The following is a 19,722-nucleotide window of genomic DNA, read 5'->3' as shown; positions in this document are numbered from 1 at the left end:
CAGAGCGTATGGAGCCAGGTTAAGGATTTTTATCACAAGTCCATTTTTATTAATATGATGCATTAAGAATTTTATAACCATTAAATTGAAAGGGTACTATGAAAAATCGATGCAAGAGTATAATAATCATGGTTTGGTCTGTTTTCATCACTGGTTGCGTTGGAGTTGAAGAAAATCAACAGAGTGGAAATAACGTAATCCAAAATGGAGAATTTGGGATTTGGCAGAATGAAACCAACCCTCCTATCCAATTAGAAAAGATAATGACATTTGGTGATATGCAATTTCAAGGGGAGGCGGTATTATCATCTGCAAGAAATATTCGAAGTTTGCATACAGATGCAAATCAAAATCTATATTTGGTTGATAATGGTTTAAACCAAATCATTTCCTTTGACAAAGAAGGAAAGCTAAGATGGAAAACCGGCAATAAGGGAAAAGGTCCGGGAGATATTGACGGTGTTAGAGGTTTAAGTACCTACGGAGACAAAATCCTGATATCAAATATTGGCGGGTCAAGAATTGATGTGTTTGATGTAGAGGGTAATTTTATACGCTCCTATAGTTTAGATGGGATTGGAAATTCAAGGCTTTTACTTTGTGGGATTACAGAAAGTGGTGAGGTTATTCTACGATCAAATATTACAAATAAAATTGGGGTTCATATTTATGTGTTGGATTATGCAAATAATTTGAGACTCACCTCTGATTTTAAGGTGATATTTGATAAAGAGAATGAGTATATGACCGGTTTAGGATCAGAGACAGCCGTAATTGGAAATGAAATCGCAATCATGAGTGGAGCTGAGTTTTCGTTTGTTTTCTACGACGTAGAAGGTCATAAAATTAGAGAAGTTAAAAGAGGTATTGATACATTCGTGAAGCCGGGAAACTATGTGGATGGGAATGGAACTGAAAGAGCATTCGTGCCTTTCAGCGGAGGTACGGTTCCATATTTTGTAAACGATAGTATTTTAGTGAACAGGATATCCTGGCCAACCAATATTTCTGATCCGGATGAAATAGCAAAAGAAATGGCAGTTACTCGAAAGTATCCTGATTTAGAGTTTGAAAGATCTTTGGACTTCTACTACAAAAATGGCCGGCTGTTATTCTCTTTCCGTGGTAAAGAAATGAAGGAAAGTCTACTAAAACCAGAATATGCAGACGGGAATGGCAACTTTTACATAGTTACAGATGAGCCATATCCCCAAATTCAAAAATATGCAGTTAAGATACTCAAATAAACTTCGCAAGCTTATTTAGCTGTTTTTTTGTGATTCGGCATCGTTCCTTAAAGTCTAAAAATATGCGGTCAATTTTCACGGCTCAGCGAACTGTGGTACGTACCTCGGCTCGCTAAGCCGATAATGTGCGATCAAATAAAACTCGCGATCTCTCCCAGAGACTTCTTCGAAATATCGGGCACTTTCACTCCGTCCTCCGGGTATCCGGCTACCAGTAATAAAAACGGTTTTTCGTAGGCAGGCCGTCCCAAGATCTCATTCAAAAAGCCCATAGGACTTGGGGTATGTGTCAGTGTAGCCAAGCCGGCATTATGCAGGGCGGTGATCAGCATTCCCGTTGCAATACCTACGGATTCTTTCACATAGTAATGCTTCTCTTTTTCGCCGTTTTCATCCAGTTTATAGCTTTGAGCAAAAATGCCGATCAGGTAAGGAGCTTTTTCGAGGAAGGGCTTGTGTTCATCGGTTCCCAGTGGCGCGAGATCTTCAAGCCAGTCTTCCGGTGCACGACGATTGTAGAATTCCTGCTCTTCTTTTTCCGCTTCGATCCGAATTTTCTTTTTGATTCCGGGATCACTCACCACTGCAAAATGCCAGGGCTGTTTATTAGCACCATTGGGAGCTGTACCGGCAGCAAGCAAGCATGTTTCAATGATCTCCCGCGGAACCGGTCGGTCTGAAAAGTCCCGGACTGTACGCCGCTTTTTAACCAGCTGATAAAATTTTTCCGCCCGTTTTTTCATTTCCTCGACGGAATGTTCTTCGAAATCGCGATATGGAATAAAATGGGCTTGAGACATTGGCTGTAATTAAGAAATTGTTGGAATGAAAATACAATATGAGGATTTATACAAATCTCATAAAGTAAAAGATGGATTTTGAGATCGTAATTCCATCCTTCGGCTCAGTTTGCTAAGATTATGAAGGTTGAATATGGGAGAGCCGGGTGATGGAATGAGCCAGAGGTGACGCAGTATGCTACACCCCAATCCTCTTTCTCGTTTAGTCGCTCTGCTGCTGAACGCACGGAATGAGACTCTGCCTCACAAAACTAAAAGCGAAGAATCTACTTTACACCGGAACCTTTAGCCAGCCACCAGGGAAGAACCTCTACCGCCAGGCGACCGGCTTTCACCATCGGGTCATTTTCAGCATATTTACGGGCTTGTTCTATTGTAGCTACATTATATACCGAAAAGCCGCGGATATCACTTTCGCCATCGGTTGGGCCGTTTAGGTTGATGATGCCTTCTTCATATAATCCGCCCAAATAAGCGAGATGTTCTTGTTGCAGTTTCATGGCCTCTTCCTGAGTTTGACTTCGGTTGGGCCCGCTTTTCAGGAATACGATAAAGTATTTTTGCATGGTCATTTTCTCGCCGGCCCATTCGTATTCAAAAGTTTCGGGTTGAGCGGTGGAATCAGCTTGCTGGGCAAAAGCAGCTGTAGAGACAAAAGCTAAAGCTATAAAACAAAATAAATTTTTCATGGAATTCAGGATGTCTTAGGGTTCAGCAAATAGTACATATAAAATCTAAAAACGAACATAGGCTTCGGGGTTTACCGGTTTGCCATCTTTCAGGATCTCAAAGTGCAGATGAACCCCCGATGAGGTTCCGGTATTGCCCGCTTTACCGACAACATCTCCTTTTTTGATCCGGTCTCCTTCCTTTACTTTGATGCGGCTCATGTGTGCATAAACGGTTTCGTATCCACCGGCATGTTTGATGCGCACCATTTTTCCGTAACCACGTCCCTTGCCTGCTTTTACAACGATGCCTTTCTCGGCAGCATAAATGTTATCGCGCAGGCTTGCATCCAGATCTATGCCTTCGTGGGTACTGTTCCAGCGGGGGCCAAAAGGAGAGGTTACAAAGGTATTATCCAGCGGTTTATTAAAATCAACGGAAGAGACACGCATTAGCGGTGGGAGCTCGCGATCCGGATTCGTTTTGCGTGCCGGCCGGTTCCATGGAATAGAAATGGAAACCCCAACCGTAAATGAGATTGGGTTCATATCGAAAGAGCGGAACGCAGGGTTTTTATCGAAGCTGTTTTGCGGGACGATGTTCTGCGGAAGAAAATTAGTTTGCGTCACTTCCAGTTGAAGCCTCAAAAAATTCAGCAGATAATATTTTACGCCACCGGTAAAAGAAGTGGTCAATTTTGCCGTCGGTTCAACCGGTTCAACCCAAAAAGTATCTCCGTTTCTGTTGGTGGCCCGAATGCTGAAATCATGAACAGATCCGAGCTTAACTCCGCCATAAAACCCCCATTTTGGCCACTGAAGTCCGGCTATGGCACCGAGATTTACCTGCCCGAAATTTACCGGCCCTCCAATAAGCAGATCTTGTTGGTTGTGCAGCAAGTATTCAAACTTCCCGCCCACATAAAAACGATAGAACAGATAGCGCTCCAGCTCCAGTTCCAGCATTCCCTTGGAAACGGCACCAATCTCTCCCTGATACAGTTGATTGGGCACATAATCAAAACCCACGCTTTGAATTCCATAGCTGGCCGAAAGTCGCCAATCCTGAGCCGTAGTTTTGGTTGGTAAAAGAAAGATCCATCCTGCAAAAAGGAAAATGCCGATGATCTTGGATGATACTTTTGTACCCATCAAGCGGGAGATGATATTAGGTTGGTCTGTTTATTTTTGTGCAACTTGAATATAAAACCGCTAATCTGCAACTGTTTTATAGGTTTTGATGAAACCCAGCCAGGTTTGTTGCTCGTGCAGACGCTCCTGAAACCGCAGCCTCAGATCAAGCCTTTTCACAGAGCGAAGCCATAGTTCGGCCGACTCAAAATCTCCCATCCAGGCCAACTGATGAATGGTATCTTCATAGATATCGAACCAGTCGGAATGAAGATCATGATCCGATACAAAGCCGGCATATTCCTGAACAAGTTTTGGGTTATCCTCGTGTAATGCGTTATTCAGCGAGAGCATTTTATTGGGAAGATTTTGCCGCTGAAAAGAAACACGATCGGGATAAAAATTCTGATATCTGCGCCGGGTATGAAAATCCCACTGCAGGCTGTCTGCTCTTAGCTCCTGGGTGTACTTAAAATTGCGGGCATTCGATGACAGAATCTTCGGGCGCACTTCTTTAAGAAGAGAATCGGCAGCAGAAAAAGAACCCGACAGAAACAGCGCATCAGCTTTTAGGATCTGTAATTCAAGCAGTGAATCTTTTGGGGTGATAGCTTGCGCTGCTCGTTCATAATTTCCCTGATGAAGTTGTTCTCGAATCCAGGCCTCTTTCACAAATTCGTTTTGCGGGTTGATGATATAAAGCTCATCCAAAATATCATAAGCCTCAAGCGAGTCTCGGTCGGCAAGTTGATATTGATACTCATCCCAAAGGCGAAGCTCCTGCGTTACCGAGTGCGGACATTCTTTCTGGAACAATGAGCGCTGAGCAAAAATAAGCTCCGAAACTTGCTGATCTATCGAATCCATTGGTGTTTGCTCCAGCATTTTGTGCCAGTCAGATACAAGTTCTTCAAAGGATTGCCCGTACTCGGTTTCAAAATCCATTCCCGAATACACATTCTTTACATGTTCTACAGGATAGGTATCCATTAAAAACTTGACGAATGATCCTGCTGTTGAGTAACTGATGGCTCCGGCACTGCCATAAAATCCCCAAAATGAAAGCGCTGATTTCATTTCCCCGGCCGTGGGATAAGGTTGCTCTGCTGCTACAATTTGATGAAGCGTGGATCGTGAGGAAGCATCTTTTGCGATGCCTTCGGCAAGCCCCTCGATAAGTCCAATACTCCAGCTTCCGTTGAACAGATTATTTCCAAACTGCTTGGAGATCACATGCACCATTTCGTGTTTCAATACGCCATCGAGCTGTTGTTTGGCAATATGCAGTTGATCTTGCTGCAGCCAAACAGGAACGTAACTGGTGAACTTGGCCCCGGTAATTTCTTTTTTTTGCCAGGCGTGAGCATATAAATAAGATTCGACCTTTCGTCCTTCAGGCCATTCAATTTCAAGGCTATTGGTGATCTGCTGAAAGTAGAATTCGTGTCGGGTAGCCCAATAGTTGATCTCTTTCTCTGTGTAGAAATCTTCATCGTAATAAAGCTCAAAGTGTTCGGTTTGATGATGCCCGCCCAGTTGCTGCTGAATGGTTTTTGTTGGACTGATGATGCCGGCCTCATCCAAATTCAGATAACTGAATAATAATGAAGTCAGCGCAAGCGCTGTGATCAGTTTGGTTTGCAGGTTTTGACTCCAGTCAGGGATCACCCAAAGCAAGACGATCCACAAAAAAGTGAGCCCGCGAAAGTAGAAAAAAGAGCCGGTCAGAGTAACTGATTCATCGTAGATGGGGCCGGGCCACAATCCCCAAACGTGATTATAGAAATAGACCTGGGGAAAGGAAAAAAATTCCAGGAGCCAAATTCCAATTCCACAGGAAAGCAGAATTAAAGTCGTGATAAACTTTGGGAAAGGAATGCGAGTCATTCTGATCAACCGGCCAACAGCAGCTCCAAAGAATGCGCTTGGGAAGGGGATAAAGATCCAAAAGCCAACTCCATCGAGGGTCAGGCAGCCGGAGATCAAGGCAAAAATAAAAAGAGGAACGGCGGTCAGGTAGATGCGGCTTAGAATGTGGAGCGTTTCAAAAAAATCGTCCTTAAAAGAAGAGGCAGACCGAATTCCGGCCCAAAAGCATCCAACCGTTCCGGCGAGCATGGCCGACTCAAAATGCAGATCACGCAAAAGGGGGATCGGCAACAATACTAAACCACAAAGCACCGGAAGTATGTATGGGAGTTTCCTTTTCATGAAGCCTGCGAATGAATAAAAAGTTGATGCGCTAAGGTAATGAGAAGTTGATATAAAATTACCGGTTCTTATCCATCTTCAATATTAATTTGGAACTGGGAAATGGAAGAAAAAGATAGCTTAATTCATCCAGTTGATCTTATAGCGAATGATCTTGGCTGATTCTCGCACGCTGGTGGGTTGAACCTGATACAGGTAATCATCCTTGATGATTAAGCCTTTAGGGTGCCATGCGGTACGGTTTCTTTTTTGTCCTTTTAGTTTGAAAGTTGCGAGAGGCTTAAAGTCATCATCTACTACATACCAGGTAAACAAAGAATCGCTTTTGGTGATAGTAGAGATCCAAAGACGGTTTTTCGTGTCGGTATGAATTCGGTGTACGGCCGGCCAGCTTTGGAGAATCGCTTCTTCCTTTAATGCTTCAATTCGTTTCTCAAAATGAGCGATATCGTACGCTTCTTCTTGGGTAAGAGGCACATTGTTGAACGGTATATATAAAGACCGTTGATACTGTCCCTTTGGGTCAAACTGTTTAATCAGAATTTCCTCATTCCAGTTTGAGTACAGATGGTTGTCTTCAGTGATGGCTACATGGGAAGAACGAGTGAATGGAAGTACGAAGGGTAAGGGAACAGAAACGTTAGGTCCATCTGAGCGATTGAAAAAAATGAAGGCTCTGACTTTCCAAAAAGGATCAGAAGTAATTTGCCCCTGTGAATTTATAAGGGCGTAAAATAGAGAGTCCTGGCCGGTTTGAATTTTGAGCGGTAGCGGGGTTTCAAACTCAAGTAAGATGGAGTCTTTATTGAGCACATATAGCTGTTGGCCGGGCCTTTTTTTCCGAAAGGAAGATTCATTAGCAATAGAATTCATATCGATAACAAAAGTTTCCAAATGTGAAAGATCATCCAGATTGAAGATATGGACATCAAATTTTTCCAACACATAGAGTCGGTTGTTCCATATCTGCAGGTCTTGAATCATTTCGAACTCTCCGGGACCTCGTCCATATCGCCCTAAAGTAGCTTCATAACTTCCATCTTTATTGAATACTAAAATGCCTGATTGCCCCATTTCACCAGCAGTCTCAATAAATAACCGGCCTTGCTCATCAACAGCCATACTCCCAACCCCCCAAAAATAGATGTCATCGGTTGAGGAGAATACTTTATCCCTTTGAATTGAAATTGTATTGGTGGGAAATTCCTCAGAGCTAAGGACAGATACATTATCCAAAGCCTGGATGTGTGCTGGAATGTGTTCACTATCTATGGATGAAGGTTGATTCTTTGATGTACAGCTTATCAAAAATGCCCCGGCGAAAATGATGACCGATATTGATTTCATGTCATGTGATTTTAGTTGTATCCCAATCAAAATATCTCTTAATATATTAAAACAGGTAGCATGTCCATGCTAAAGACCGGCCCAGTACACCCAGCCAATCAGCACAAATTGAAGCGGAAGCCTACACAGTAAAGCCCAAACAAAGGGAGTGAACCCCTGCCGGTGATAATACTTTCGGAACATCTCAATGTTAGCGGGGAAGACGGCAAGTAAAAGCAGGATCAGTCCCCAGGCAGCGAATTTTTGAAGAGTAGGTATCATCAAGCCTGCCCCACCGGCGATCTCAAAGAAACCGCTGATTAACACCAAAGGCTTGTGCCAGGGTAAATAATCCGGCATGATCTTCATAAAAATGTCGGGCTTCAGGAAATGTAAGATTCCCGCAAGAATAAATAGGAATCCAATAATGTAGCGATGAAATTCAGCATCCATACTTAAAAGCGTTATAGTGCGACGTTGTTACGGTAAAAAAAGGTGAATTAACACCGTAACACTTTAACACTATCGCACCATAACACCAATTATTTCTTAAACATGGTGCTGAGTACGAACCAGATGTTTTCTTTTCGCTCAGCCAGCCGGCGAGTAAAATAAGGAAGCCAATCGGTTCCGAAAGGAACATAGATACGAGTGCGATATCCTTCTTCGGTGAGTTGAACCATAGTATCTTCCCGAAGGCCATAAAGCATTTGAAACTCAAAGCTCTCCCTGGGAATATTGTTATCGGTAGTATAGGTTTTCAGCCAGTCGATGAGTTCGTCATCATGCGTTCCAAATCGGGGGAAGCTTGTTTTCTCAAGTAATACTTTCGCTTGTTCTTTAAAGGCAGCTCTGATATCCGGCATATTTTGATGCGCGATGTTAGCCGGTTCTTTGTAAGCACCTTTCACAAGGCGGATGTCCGCATTCATTTCAGCAAGTTCATTAATGTCGTTTACGCTGCGATAAAGCATGGACTGAATGACCGTGCCAATATGTCCCCGGTATTTTTCGTGGGCCTCTTTAAAAATATCCAGGGTGACTTGTGTATAATCGGAGCCCTCCATATCGATGCGTACAAACTGATCGTGAGCCTGGGCTACATCCAAAAGCCGAAATAGGTTTTCACGGCAAAAATCATGATCGATATCGAGCCCCATCATCGTGATCTTAATGGAAATGCTGCTGTCGAGATTATTTTCTTTGATGCCATCCAGCAAGCGAATGTATGAGTCTACGGTATCGGAAGCCGTTTTCCGATCCTCAACATTCTCTCCCAACAGATCAAGGGTAAGTTTCAGATTCTTATTGTTTAACTCTTTGGCTTTGGGAATCGATTCGGTAAAAGATTCTCCGGCTACAAATCGTTTTGCAAAAATGAACGGTAATTTCATGAGACTCCAGTTTTAAGGGCGCGCAAATTTACACAATCCCGAACACATTCTAAATGTAACTACTTAAAATTTCATTCGTGTAAAGGGAGCAAGACAATCAAATGGAGGAATTATGAACTTTATGTTACAAAGATTTAAATCAGCTACAATCACCGCTTTTTGGGCAGGTGCGCTATTGCTATCGGCACAACTTACCCACGCTCAATCAGAAGAAGATGTGTACCGAACCGAAACCTTTTCGGTATCAGGTCAGGTGAGCCTTGAGGTGCAAACATCGGGAGGAAGTATTTCTGTGATCGGTTCTAACCAAGATGAAGTTAAAGTAGAGATGTACGTTCGTAGACGGGGAAATTATATTGAGGCAGGAAAAGCCGATCTGAGCGATTATGACATCGAATTCTCACAGGATGGAAACAGGATAAAAGCGATCGCAGACAGGAAATCGCGTAGAGGCTGGAACTGGAATGATGGCTATTCGATCTCATTCATCGTGTATGCGCCACAGGAAACAAGAACACGGCTCAGAACATCCGGTGGAAGTTTAACGGCTCGAAATCTCGTTGGCTCCCAGGAACTGAAAACAAGTGGAGGTAGTATTACTACCGAAGGAATTCAAGGACAGATGGTGCTTAACACATCGGGCGGAAGCATCTCGATGAGTGATATTCAGGGTGATGCAGACGTACATACCAGCGGGGGAACTATCAGGGCAGATATGTTTGTGGGGAATTTAGAAGCAAAAACGTCCGGAGGCAGTATCCGCCTTTCCGGGATGGAAGGAAATATAGAAGCCAGAACCAGTGGCGGCTCAATTGATGCAGAAGTTTTAGCCCCTTCTGATTTTATTGAATTACGTACCAGCGGAGGCAGTATCACCATTATTGTTCCACAGGAAAACGGTTATGATCTGGATCTTGATGGAAACAGGGTGTACGGCGACCTAAAGAATTTCAGCGGCGAATTAGAAAAAGATGAGATCCGCGGAACCATGAATGGCGGAGGAACCAGGATTGAGGCTAAAACCAGCGGCGGTTCTATTCGCCTGGAATATCTGTAAAAACAATTGTTATTAAGGCTAAGAGGAAAGGTGGGCAATTTGTCCGCCTTTTTTTGTGCAATGGAGTTTTGACTGTCCTCCCCAGAAGTAATGAGCGGGCTCATTCTTCTTGTCCCTCCAAAGGGACATAAGTTCTTTGCTGGCAACATTTTGGATATGATGCAAAATTGTATTTTTAGCCAAGAACCTATCTCTCTTTGGAACCTGCTTGCCGATGAGGTAAGAGAGACCGAATTTAGCTTCGCTATCCCGATAATTCGGGAAGAGAGAGGATTGTGGCCAAAGTTCAAAATGCATTTCCTGAATAGTAACAATCCGGGGATAGCTTCCGACAAAATTTTTGTTGTGGCCTGATGTCGGTTTACCGGCGCTAAATTGTTATATTCAGGGTTCGAAAAAATCAGGACTGAACGAATCATGCCCACAACAAAAACGGCCACAGAAGAAGCAAAAAAACAAGAAGAGGAACGCCCTATTATTGTGAAGGGGGCTCGAACCCACAATTTGAAGAATGTGGACGTCGAGATTCCCCGAGGTAAGATCACCGTAGTGACCGGCGTGTCCGGATCGGGAAAATCGAGCCTCGCGTTTGATACCATTTACGCAGAAGGTCAACGCCGTTATGTGGAAAGTCTTTCGAGTTACGCCCGTCAATTTTTGGAACGCATGGATAAGCCGGATGTAGATTTCATGCAGGGAATTTCGCCGGCGATGGCCATTCAGCAAAAAACGACGTCCAACAATCCCCGTTCTACCGTTGGTACTACCACAGAGATTTACGATTATGTCCGCTTGCTATTTGCCCGTATTGGAAAAACCATTTCACCCATTTCCGGTGAGCAGGTCAAAAAAGATTCTCCGCGGACGGCAATAGCGAAGTTGTTTGAAACACAGGAGGAAGGGGAGCGATTTTATGTCCTTCATCCCATTCCGCAGCACGAAAAAAAGAAGCTGGAAGAAGAGTTGAAAGTCCTGAAGGAAAAAGGGCTCACGCGCCTGCTGAATGTAGATGATGAAAGCACGGTAGATCTGACTACGGATGACATCAATCCCAAAAAATTTAAAGCAGACAAACACCGCGTTTTGATCGATCGCCTGGTGTTGAAGGATGATGAAGCCACCCGAACGCGTATTGCCGATTCCCTGGAAACAGCATTTCAGGAAGGCAACGGCCGGTGCTCCATCAAGATGAGGAATGGGGAGGAGCTGGCGTTCAGCGAGCGGTTTGAAATGGACGGGATGGAATTTCATGAACCAACCCCGCAGATGTTTTCCTTTAACAATCCATTTGGAGCCTGTGATAAATGCGAAGGTTTCGGGAAAGTAGCCGGTATTGATGAAGATCTCGTGATTCCGGATCACCAAAAAACCATCCGGAACGGAGCCATCGCTCCCTTTGATTCCCAAAAATTCAGCATGCACCTGAAAGACCTGATCAAGGTTTGCGCGCGCGAAAAATATTCGATAGATACCCCGTATGCCGATCTTCCCAAAGAAGTAAAGGATATCATTTGGAAGGGAAAGGATGAATATATCGGGATCTGGAAGTTTTTTGAGGAGATCAAAAACCAGTCGTACAAAGTGCACATGCGGGTGCTGTATTCCCGGTATCGTGGCTACAGTCGATGCCCGGATTGCGAGGGTTATCGGGTTCGCAAAGATGCACTGTATGTGAAAGTCGGAGGATTGCATATCGGGGAGGTTTCGGAGCTTACGATCGGCCATGCCCGTGATTTTTTTGATGACCTGGAGCTTTCCGGTTTCGAGCAGGATGTGGCCGGACAAATTTTATATGAGATCCGCAAGCGGCTTAAATATTTGGATGAGGTTGGGCTGGATTATCTAACGCTGGATCGGCTTGCGAATACACTGAGTGGCGGAGAGTCGCAACGAATTAGCCTGGCGAATGCATTGGGAAGTTCGCTCATCGGGAGTTTGTATGTGCTGGATGAGCCAACTATTGGCCTGCATCCCCGGGACAATGACAGATTAATCTCTATTCTGGAATCGCTGCGTGATATTGGAAACACCGTATTGGTGGTAGAACACGACCCCGAAATGATCAAAGCGGCGGATAACGTGATCGATATTGGTCCATTTGCCGGAACGCATGGCGGCGAAGTGGTTTTTCAGGGACCGGTTGATAAACTGGAGAAAGCTGATACATTAACCGGGAAATTCCTGAGCGGCCGCAAAGAAATCCCGGTTCCTCAAAAAAGAAGGAAAGGAAACGGGAAGTCGATCTCACTGACCGGTGCATCGGAGCATAACCTTAAGAATATCGATGTGGATTTTCCGCTTGGAATGATGACGGTGGTGACCGGCGTATCCGGCTCGGGAAAATCGACCTTGGTACATGATACGTTGTATGCCGGCATTCAAAAACACATTGGTTCGTACAGTGATAAAGTCGGCCGGCATTCAGATCTGTCGGGAATGGGATCGGTTCACTCCGTAGAAATGGTGGATCAAAGTCCGATTGGGAGATCTTCGCGCTCCAACCCTGCCACCTACACCAAAGCCTTTGATGGTATCCGTGATCTCTTTGCCAATACCAAGCAAGCAAAAATTATGGGTTACACTCCGGGACATTTTTCGTTCAACGTGCCGGGGGGGCGATGTGAGGAATGTCAGGGAGAAGGCGTGCAGCGCATCGAAATGCAGTTTATGGCGGATATAGAACTGACGTGTGAAGTGTGTAACGGAACCCGTTTTCGCAAGGATGTACTGAATGTGAAATACCGTGGAAAGAACATACACAATGTGTTGGAAATGCCGGTATCAGAAGCCATCGAGTTTTTTGTGGATGAGACGGCCATCGTCAATAAATTACAGCCATTGGAAGATGTGGGACTCGGATATCTGCAACTCGGCCAAAGTGCAACAACCCTTTCCGGTGGGGAAGCTCAGCGCGTGAAACTGGCGAAATTTCTGTCAAAAACATCTACCGACCACACGCTCTATTTCTTTGATGAGCCAACGACCGGCCTCCATTTCGAAGACGTAGCCAAACTTCTGGATTCTTTTAACGAACTGGTGAATCAGGGTCATTCAGTGATCATTATCGAACACAATCTTGATATCATAAAATGTGCGGATTGGGTAATTGATCTGGGTCCCGAAGGTGGATTTGGGGGAGGAACCGTGATCGGTGAAGGAACTCCTGAGGACATTATGAAAAATGAGGAGAGTCACACCGGCCGTTTTTTGAAGGATTATTTGAGTGATTAAGTGATAGCGTAGTCAAGGAATGAAGTGATAGAGTGTGTTGCTAATGTTTTTAATCTGGATTCGAGGTAATCTCTAATATTGAATTTGTCATTGAATGATCTAACCTCTGTAAGGTGGAAAACCAAGAGCTATTTTATCTCGAATGTACATTTCTGGAGAAAGAATAATACAGTCTAAAATATTTAAACCTAATTGGGATTTTTGGTTCCTCCTCAATACTATATCGCTTAAGGCGTTTACCGGCTTGTAAATAGTACTTAATCACGCTTTCAATTAATCAATTAATCACTTAAATCAGATCGTTTGTTCTACCGGCTGCTCACATTGAACTGGAGAATTTTTATCTCCAACCTGAACCGTTTTCAGCTATTGTTGACTATTGGGTATATCATGTTTTTGGGGATCATGCTGGTAAATCTTGCCGGAACCGCCATTGTGGTTGTGATGATGGACAGCAATCCGTGGATGACAATGGAGCTTCCCTGGCTTACTCCGGATATTTATACGTTCATTTTGATGGTTTTTGGGAATGCTTTTTGGGTGATGCATTTTTCTTTTACCAACATGCGGCTCATGAACATAGAGGAAAACCGAAAACTGCTTGGTTTCGGATTTCCACTTAAACGTCTTGCTAAATATTTGACCATTATTGGCTTCTGTCACCCGGTCAATATTATCTACAACTTCACGTGGCTGATTTTTCTGTTGATTCAAGTGGATTATGCCTTCCAGATTCCCGTAGCTATTTCAGCAGTGGCGCTGAATTACGTATTGATATATTCCATCAAAAACCGATTCATTCGTGTCGTTGAAAAACGATTTATAGCGGTGGTAGTTGGCTTTCTGATTCTCGTTTTTGTGTTGTTTCAGTTTGTATCGCTCTTTGCATCTAATTCGAGCCGGATTTTTGCCGAGCTCATTCCCCAGGTTGAAACAGTGAATGAGTTTCTTTCGTGGCTACCGGGCGGAATGCTCATTCAAACCGTAACGGTACATTACGGATGGATGAATGCGGGAATCATATTCCTTTTCTCATCCATTTTGGTAGGGTTACTGGTGATTGATCACTTTAACAAAACCAAAGAAGGGCTGTTGAATCCCGGGCTTAAAAAAGCCGAAGAAGAGCAGGGTGGTTTGTGGAGATTTCTGCGAAAGGTACTTGGCAGAAATGCCGGTAAATATTATTACTACGTGATGAAGCATCCGTACAACCGCCTGCAAGTACTTACGCTAACCATTATCCCTATTGTGTATGTGCCGCTGCTAATGAATGTGGAGTATGAGATCGCCCAAACTATTTTGATCCCTACAATTCTGGCCGGAATTCCGGTTGCTTTATTGGCTATGGGGATGGCTAATATGTATGGCTATGAGAACCGGGAATTTCTGCTTCACTTGCAATTTCCCATCGGGCTTGAGAAGCAATTGAAAGAACGGTTTCTGGGGGTTATCATCTTGCCACTGCTGGTGTTTTATTTGATCACGATCTTCGAATTATTGGTGATACCGGAGATCGGTTCAGCCCTTGAAATTTTTGTAGCCAATACGTTTTTCTTCCTCATGTTCATGCTGCTGTTTGTGTGGAGTTCTTACTTTCAGTATAAAAAAGCGAGCTATTCTTCATTTAGTTATAAGCACCCTATCATCCCTCAGAAAGTAACATTCGCGATCTCATTCCTGATCTTTACGATGGGATATTTTGTATTTGTTCCTTTAAACGGGTTGGAATGGTATCGGCTCACCATCATGGGCACAGTAATTGTGATCATGGGAGTATACCTGTGGCAGCATATGGATGTGTTGGTAAACCTTTTTAAAAACCGCGTATTAATGAGATTATGGAACGAGCTGTAGAGATCAGAAACCTGGTTAAGAGTTACGAAGAAGAGCCGGTACTAAGGAACCTTGAGCTGGATATTCCGCCGGGTAACATTTTTGGATTGATAGGCCCCAATGGAGCAGGCAAGAGTACGCTTATCGGGGTACTCACGGGATTACTGAGTTTTGAAAAAGGGGAAGTAAAGATACACGGAATGAAGCTGGCTCCTGAAAATGAGCTTGAGATCAAAAAACTTATTTCATCGGTTTTACAGCCGCCGCTTTTATTTGAGCAGTTCAGCAGCCTTGAGTTTATAGAGTATGTTTGCGAGATCTATGAAGTAGAAAAGGAGGGCCTGATCGAAAAGGCATACTCGCTCATGGATTATTTCGACATCAAAGACTATGCAAAGATCAAGGTCAACAAGCTCTCAGCCGGTAGCCGAAAAAAGCTGGCTTTTGTGACTTCCGTCCTGGTTCAGCCTAAACTGCTTCTGCTTGATGAACCTTTTGAGGCGGTAGATGTGATTTCCATTGAGCGGATGAAGACCATTATCCGGCGCTTAAAACAACGGGGTGTTACCATTATTGTCACCAGCCACATCCTGGAAGTGGTTGAAAATCTGTGTGATGATATTGCCATTTTGCACAACGGATACATCAAGGCTTACCTCGATTCCATAAGCCGAAAAGAGCTGCAGCGAGATTCCAATTTGCATGAGATCTTCGAAAAATATGTGGATGTGGAGCGCAAAGATGATATTGTGGATTGGTTGTGATTAAATAATTTTATGAGTTATAATTGGAGCTAACTATCAACCAGTTGAAAAATTTATAGAGAAATTGGACTTAGCTAGTGATTTAAAAAAAGGGAAGAAGAATATTGATGAATTTTTTGATACGGCTAAACGCGTTCTATCCTATATGCCAAATGTGATTTCAGAATCTAAAAGGAAAGACCATTATGTAATCCATAAATCAACAAGTGCGGGAAGTACAAAATTTTTAAGGCCTATCAATGAAAAGCTTTTTATAAGTGATCCATCTGAATTTGAAGAAAAATACAAGAGCTTCATGCAATCAGTAGCTTTACTGAAGAAAAATCGCACTGAGAATGATTTTAGTAAATCTTCTTTAGAGGAAATAGACTCTGTTTTATATACAATTCAGCAATCACTGGGCTGTGGTATGGATTTGCTTATTAATGCTAATAGTGCAAGAAAGCACATAGGGAATAGGCTAGAAGAATTGATGAAGTGTATTTTCACAGAAATTGGAATTACTAATAAAAAAGTTGTTTTGAAGATTCCTTATGAGCAAGAGGGAAAGACAAAAACGTATAAATGTGAGAACGATTTGATTTTATCACCCTATAAAAAAATAAGATCTTCATCTACAAATATTGATGAAAATGAGATTGTAGTTTCTGTGAAAACTTCATCAAAGGATAGGATGGGAAAAATTTTTATTGATAAAATGTTACTAACTAAATTTGTTGGGCATAGCGTAAAAGTGATAGGCATTTTCTTAAATGATGTTCAAAGAAAGAAATCCAACAATGTTTCTTTTACACTTGTCTCTGGTACATTTATGGTTTACACTAATTTTTTAACTGAGTTGGAAGGTGTCTATTATTTGGATTCACCCCCTCAAGCAGAGAAAGAACCACATAGCAGACATTTACATCAATTTTCTGAATTACTCACAAAGCATGTTTGGCAACTATTAGCCTCTTAACTCAAGTCGTCTTTGTCGGGCATCTTTGTCATCATCCCCGTTTCTGATTCGTGAAATATGCTCATTATCGGAAACACGAGATTTAATAATATTACAATATTCTTTTTTTAACTCAGAGCCGATCCATTTCCTGTTTAAAGCCTCTGCAACAGCAAAGGTTGTTCCCGAGCCGCCAAATGGATCTAAAACTAAATCATCTTCTTCTGAAGACGAAAGTATAATTCTTTTTAGGAGTTCCACAGGTTTTTGTGTTTCATGATCATACCGTTCCCAAGAACCATTTGAAAGAGTTGGTATTTCAATTACGTCCTTGGGCTTAGCTCCTAAAGGATGGGGCTCCCACACATATTTTTTTCCATTACCGTTTGAATACTGAGAAGAATCAGCTTGTTTTCTTTTAGGATATTTTAGAGTGTGTTTATTATAGGGGATTCTAATGGGATCTTGATCGAATTTGAAATTTTTAGATTTTCTGAAGTGTAAGATACTTTCATGCGAACGCCCCCAGTCTTTTCCCAGGTTCGCCTTATTTCTATAAAACCAGACCAGCCATTTGCAACCTTTAAAAAGTTTTGATGCACTCCATTTTATGTCAGCTAGAATTTCAGAAAATCCACAAATGTAGATAGAACCATTTTCTTTCAGAACACTCTCTGCTTTTTCAATCCACTCCATTGACCATTCAACGTATTCTTTTTGAGATGAGAAAGTGTCCCATTCAGCTTTTTTTATATTATAAGGAGGATCTGCAAAAATCAGGTCTACAGAATTAGGCTTCAGACTTTCAAATAAGATGTTACAATCAATATTGTATAATTTTCCAAAATTAGTTTCAAAAAAAGGATCTGGAAGCTCTCTTTTTGGAAGAGTTGTTATATATTCAGTTTCAACTTCATTGACTAGATTTTTAATTTGCGTTACTGTATAAACCCTGTAATTGTTAATTGGGTGACGGTGACTTTTAAATTTTCCACTTTTATCCCATCTCCGAAGAGTTTCTTTACTAACCCCTAATTTTTCTGCAGCTTCACTGATACTTAAATATTCACTCATAATTTATACATTTGTTAACCTTAAACAACCTTACACATTCTACTACTTTGAGGGTTAAAGATCAAGGAAAAAAGAGATAAGCAAAAAATTATAAAAGAGTGTTTTTAAGGAAAGGTTTCAATTAAGTAATTAAATGTGAGGGGAACATGAAAAATGGAAGGGCTTAATTTCTCCCTTTGCTTCAATTATTGTATAATAGCCGAAATACAACGCTTAAAATGGGGCAAATGATGAAGGTATCAATTCGTTTCGTAGGAACTCTTATTATCGCGTTTGGGCTGTTTCATTCAGTGATGGGGCAAGACCGGCCGAATGCCAATCAGCCACAGGGAGAAAATTTAGAAGTACCTGAAGGCTGGAACGTTCGCCTGGACCGGCCTTCTGATGAGGTAGTAATTGGCTCGGACCCTGATTCTGCGGATATCTATTTTGTGAATATGACGCCGGGCTGGCACATAACCACTGGTCCGGCCGGGATCTTTTATCATCCTGCTAACACCGCAGCAGGGGATTTTACTATCAAGGCAGACCTTCATCTATTCGATCCCGGCGAGAGAAACCGGGAAGCCTTTGGTTTATTTTGGGGAGGCAGAGACCTGGACTCTGCAGACCAATTCTACTACTACTTTTTGATTCGAAATACCGGTGACTTTTTGATCAAAAAGAGAGTGGGAGATACCACGGAAATGATAAAAGAATGGACTCCTTCTGAAGCCGTCGTGGTTTATGATGATCCGGAAACTTCTTCTGTTATGAATGCTCTTGAAGTTTCGGTGCAAGAAGGCCGAGTCTCATTTAGGATCAATGGGGAAGAAGTTTCTTCCATTTCAGCAGAAGGAATGCAAAATGATGGTATTTTTGGATTGAGGGTAAATCATAGTATCAATCTACATATTTCAGATTTAGCGATACTTTCTAAGTAACTAAACAAATATTCGTTTTCACGGAATAATGGTAAGGGGTATAATTATAGTTTTGGGGTTGCTGCTGGTTGGGTGTAATACAACGCACAAGCTAACAGGAACGGATTATGTGGATCTGGAAATAGAATCAGCACCGGCAGAATCTGATGAGTTTCCGGAAGAAATTGTGAGAGATGCCGGCTGGGATGATACTAGGTCAGATCTTAAACAAAAGGATAAATACGAGGAGCTCAGGCTTTGGCTGATCTCGGATCTTTACCCCAGTCATATCTTCAAGATCACAAAAAATCGAAAAAATGTTGAGGGGGCCGCCATTCTGTATTGGCCGCGCGATACGGTGCGGACAGATCACGAAACCGTATATCTTCAACCCAGGATGATGCAAATTTTGGAGGGGGTTTGTACTTCTTTTCATGAGACGGGGGGATACGGATATTGTATTCCGGAATTTAAAGAGAAGCTGGACTGGGAAAACGTATATCAACGCTTTGAGAGTGTGGATTTCTGGCAAATACCGGGATCAAAAAATGAGCCAGGGAATTCTATGGAGGAAAATGAGAAGTCGAAAAACTGGCAAGTATTTACCCAAATGCGATTAGGAAATTACTACCGGGAATATGATCACAAGAATCCGCATACGTACGCAAACGATACGCTGTCAAATAGAATACTTCAGCTTTCGAGAGAGGCTGAAAGAATAAGTGAATGGTTTAAGGAACCAAGGCCAACAAGTACTTTTCAAGGCGTTACTAATGGCGTGAAGTTTGTGCGCTGCGATAGTTTAGAAACCTGGCAGCTTCAGAACAAACTTGCGGAGCTGCTGACATCATCCGGGTTACAAGCATTTGTTGATGTTGAGGGAGCATCAAATCTGTACTATTTAATGTTAAAAGGATGGGTGAGACAAAACTGGTATCATGAATGGGTAAAGCTCGACTATGACAGAAATTTGTATGCCAATGAAATGTATGATATCCGGACGGTGAAGGATTTTAAATGCCCGGATGTGCTTTCGGAGAAATGAGAAAGTTCGTGATCGTAAACAAAATTTTACGAACCGGCTTCATAAAAAAGAGTCTTTACTCGCAACTGATCTGATAATTTAGCGTAGAGCTGTTCTCAAATT

At 42.6% G+C, this 19,722-nt stretch carries 16 protein-coding genes; 8 read left to right on the top strand and 8 right to left on the bottom strand.

The window, feature by feature from the left end; all coding sequences use genetic code 11:
- The first annotated feature begins 98 nt into the window (after nucleotides 1-98).
- The gene (locus B151_RS0109800; RefSeq protein ID WP_157470879.1) at nucleotides 99-1,247 is read left to right on the top strand and encodes an NHL repeat-containing protein; all 1,149 of its coding nucleotides are present in this window, start codon (nucleotides 99-101) and stop codon (nucleotides 1,245-1,247) included.
- A 131-nt stretch (nucleotides 1,248-1,378) separates the two neighbouring features.
- On the opposite strand, the gene B151_RS0109795 is transcribed toward B151_RS0109800, so the two are convergent.
- From B151_RS0109795 to B151_RS0109765, 7 genes are all read right to left on the bottom strand, one after another.
- Nucleotides 1,379-2,047 carry a nitroreductase family protein gene (locus tag B151_RS0109795; protein WP_020403451.1) on the bottom strand — a complete coding sequence of 223 codons (669 nt, stop codon included), beginning with the start codon at nucleotides 2,045-2,047 and terminating at the stop codon, nucleotides 1,379-1,381.
- A gap of 266 nt (nucleotides 2,048-2,313) precedes the next feature.
- The gene (locus B151_RS0109790) at nucleotides 2,314-2,736 is read right to left on the bottom strand and encodes a YciI family protein (protein WP_020403450.1); all 423 of its coding nucleotides are present in this window, start codon (nucleotides 2,734-2,736) and stop codon (nucleotides 2,314-2,316) included.
- A 45-nt stretch (nucleotides 2,737-2,781) separates the two neighbouring features.
- Nucleotides 2,782-3,867: a M23 family metallopeptidase gene (locus B151_RS19535; RefSeq protein WP_020403449.1), complete on the bottom strand. Its 1,086-nt coding sequence runs from the start codon at nucleotides 3,865-3,867 to the stop codon at nucleotides 2,782-2,784.
- A 60-nt stretch (nucleotides 3,868-3,927) separates the two neighbouring features.
- Entirely contained in the window at nucleotides 3,928-6,057 is a 2,130-nt protein-coding gene (locus tag B151_RS0109780) for a hypothetical protein (RefSeq protein WP_040516852.1), read from the bottom strand.
- A 120-nt stretch (nucleotides 6,058-6,177) separates the two neighbouring features.
- Nucleotides 6,178-7,404: a 6-bladed beta-propeller gene (locus B151_RS0109775; protein WP_020403447.1), complete on the bottom strand. Its 1,227-nt coding sequence runs from the start codon at nucleotides 7,402-7,404 to the stop codon at nucleotides 6,178-6,180.
- A 69-nt stretch (nucleotides 7,405-7,473) separates the two neighbouring features.
- Entirely contained in the window at nucleotides 7,474-7,836 is a 363-nt protein-coding gene (locus B151_RS0109770) for a DoxX family protein (protein ID WP_020403446.1), read from the bottom strand.
- 89 nt (nucleotides 7,837-7,925) lie between these two features.
- Complete coding sequence (locus B151_RS0109765; RefSeq protein WP_020403445.1) at nucleotides 7,926-8,777, bottom strand: proline dehydrogenase family protein; 852 nt, start codon at nucleotides 8,775-8,777, stop codon at nucleotides 7,926-7,928.
- 121 nt (nucleotides 8,778-8,898) lie between these two features.
- Between B151_RS0109765 and B151_RS0109760 the strand changes: the two genes are divergently transcribed.
- From B151_RS0109760 to B151_RS0109735, 5 genes are all read left to right on the top strand, one after another.
- Nucleotides 8,899-9,834, top strand: a complete 936-nt coding sequence (locus tag B151_RS0109760; protein ID WP_020403444.1) for a DUF4097 family beta strand repeat-containing protein — start codon at nucleotides 8,899-8,901, stop codon at nucleotides 9,832-9,834.
- 417 nt (nucleotides 9,835-10,251) lie between these two features.
- Entirely contained in the window at nucleotides 10,252-13,065 is a 2,814-nt protein-coding gene (gene uvrA / locus B151_RS0109750; protein WP_020403442.1) for an excinuclease ABC subunit UvrA, read from the top strand.
- A 324-nt stretch (nucleotides 13,066-13,389) separates the two neighbouring features.
- Entirely contained in the window at nucleotides 13,390-14,919 is a 1,530-nt protein-coding gene (locus tag B151_RS0109745) for a hypothetical protein (protein ID WP_245550390.1), read from the top strand.
- The gene (locus B151_RS0109740) at nucleotides 14,904-15,662 is read left to right on the top strand and encodes an ABC transporter ATP-binding protein (protein WP_020403440.1); all 759 of its coding nucleotides are present in this window, start codon (nucleotides 14,904-14,906) and stop codon (nucleotides 15,660-15,662) included. The genes B151_RS0109745 and B151_RS0109740 overlap by 16 nt, the downstream gene beginning before the upstream one ends.
- 64 nt (nucleotides 15,663-15,726) lie before the next feature.
- Nucleotides 15,727-16,620 (top strand): hypothetical protein, encoded by an 894-nt coding sequence (locus B151_RS0109735; protein ID WP_020403439.1) that lies wholly within the window; start codon nucleotides 15,727-15,729, stop codon nucleotides 16,618-16,620.
- Here the strand turns inward: B151_RS0109735 and B151_RS0109730 are convergent.
- A complete protein-coding gene (locus tag B151_RS0109730; protein WP_020403438.1) occupies nucleotides 16,609-17,673 on the bottom strand; it encodes a DNA methyltransferase in 1,065 nt (354 codons plus the stop codon). The two genes, B151_RS0109735 and B151_RS0109730, sit on opposite strands and share 12 nt — an antisense overlap.
- A 227-nt stretch (nucleotides 17,674-17,900) precedes the next feature.
- On the opposite strand from B151_RS0109730, the gene B151_RS0109725 reads away from it, so the two are divergent.
- Both B151_RS0109725 and B151_RS0109720 read left to right on the top strand, forming a co-directional pair.
- Nucleotides 17,901-18,596: a hypothetical protein gene (locus B151_RS0109725; protein ID WP_157470873.1), complete on the top strand. Its 696-nt coding sequence runs from the start codon at nucleotides 17,901-17,903 to the stop codon at nucleotides 18,594-18,596.
- 28 nt (nucleotides 18,597-18,624) lie between these two features.
- Complete coding sequence (locus B151_RS0109720; protein WP_020403436.1) at nucleotides 18,625-19,620, top strand: hypothetical protein; 996 nt, start codon at nucleotides 18,625-18,627, stop codon at nucleotides 19,618-19,620.
- Nucleotides 19,621-19,722 lie beyond the last annotated feature (102 nt).

The organism is Gracilimonas tropica DSM 19535 (genome assembly GCF_000375425.1).
GTDB lineage: Bacteria > Bacteroidota > Rhodothermia > Balneolales > Balneolaceae > Gracilimonas > Gracilimonas tropica.
The sequence above is the reverse complement of the archived record's forward strand: the minus strand, read 5'-3'. Positions and strand labels throughout refer to the sequence as shown.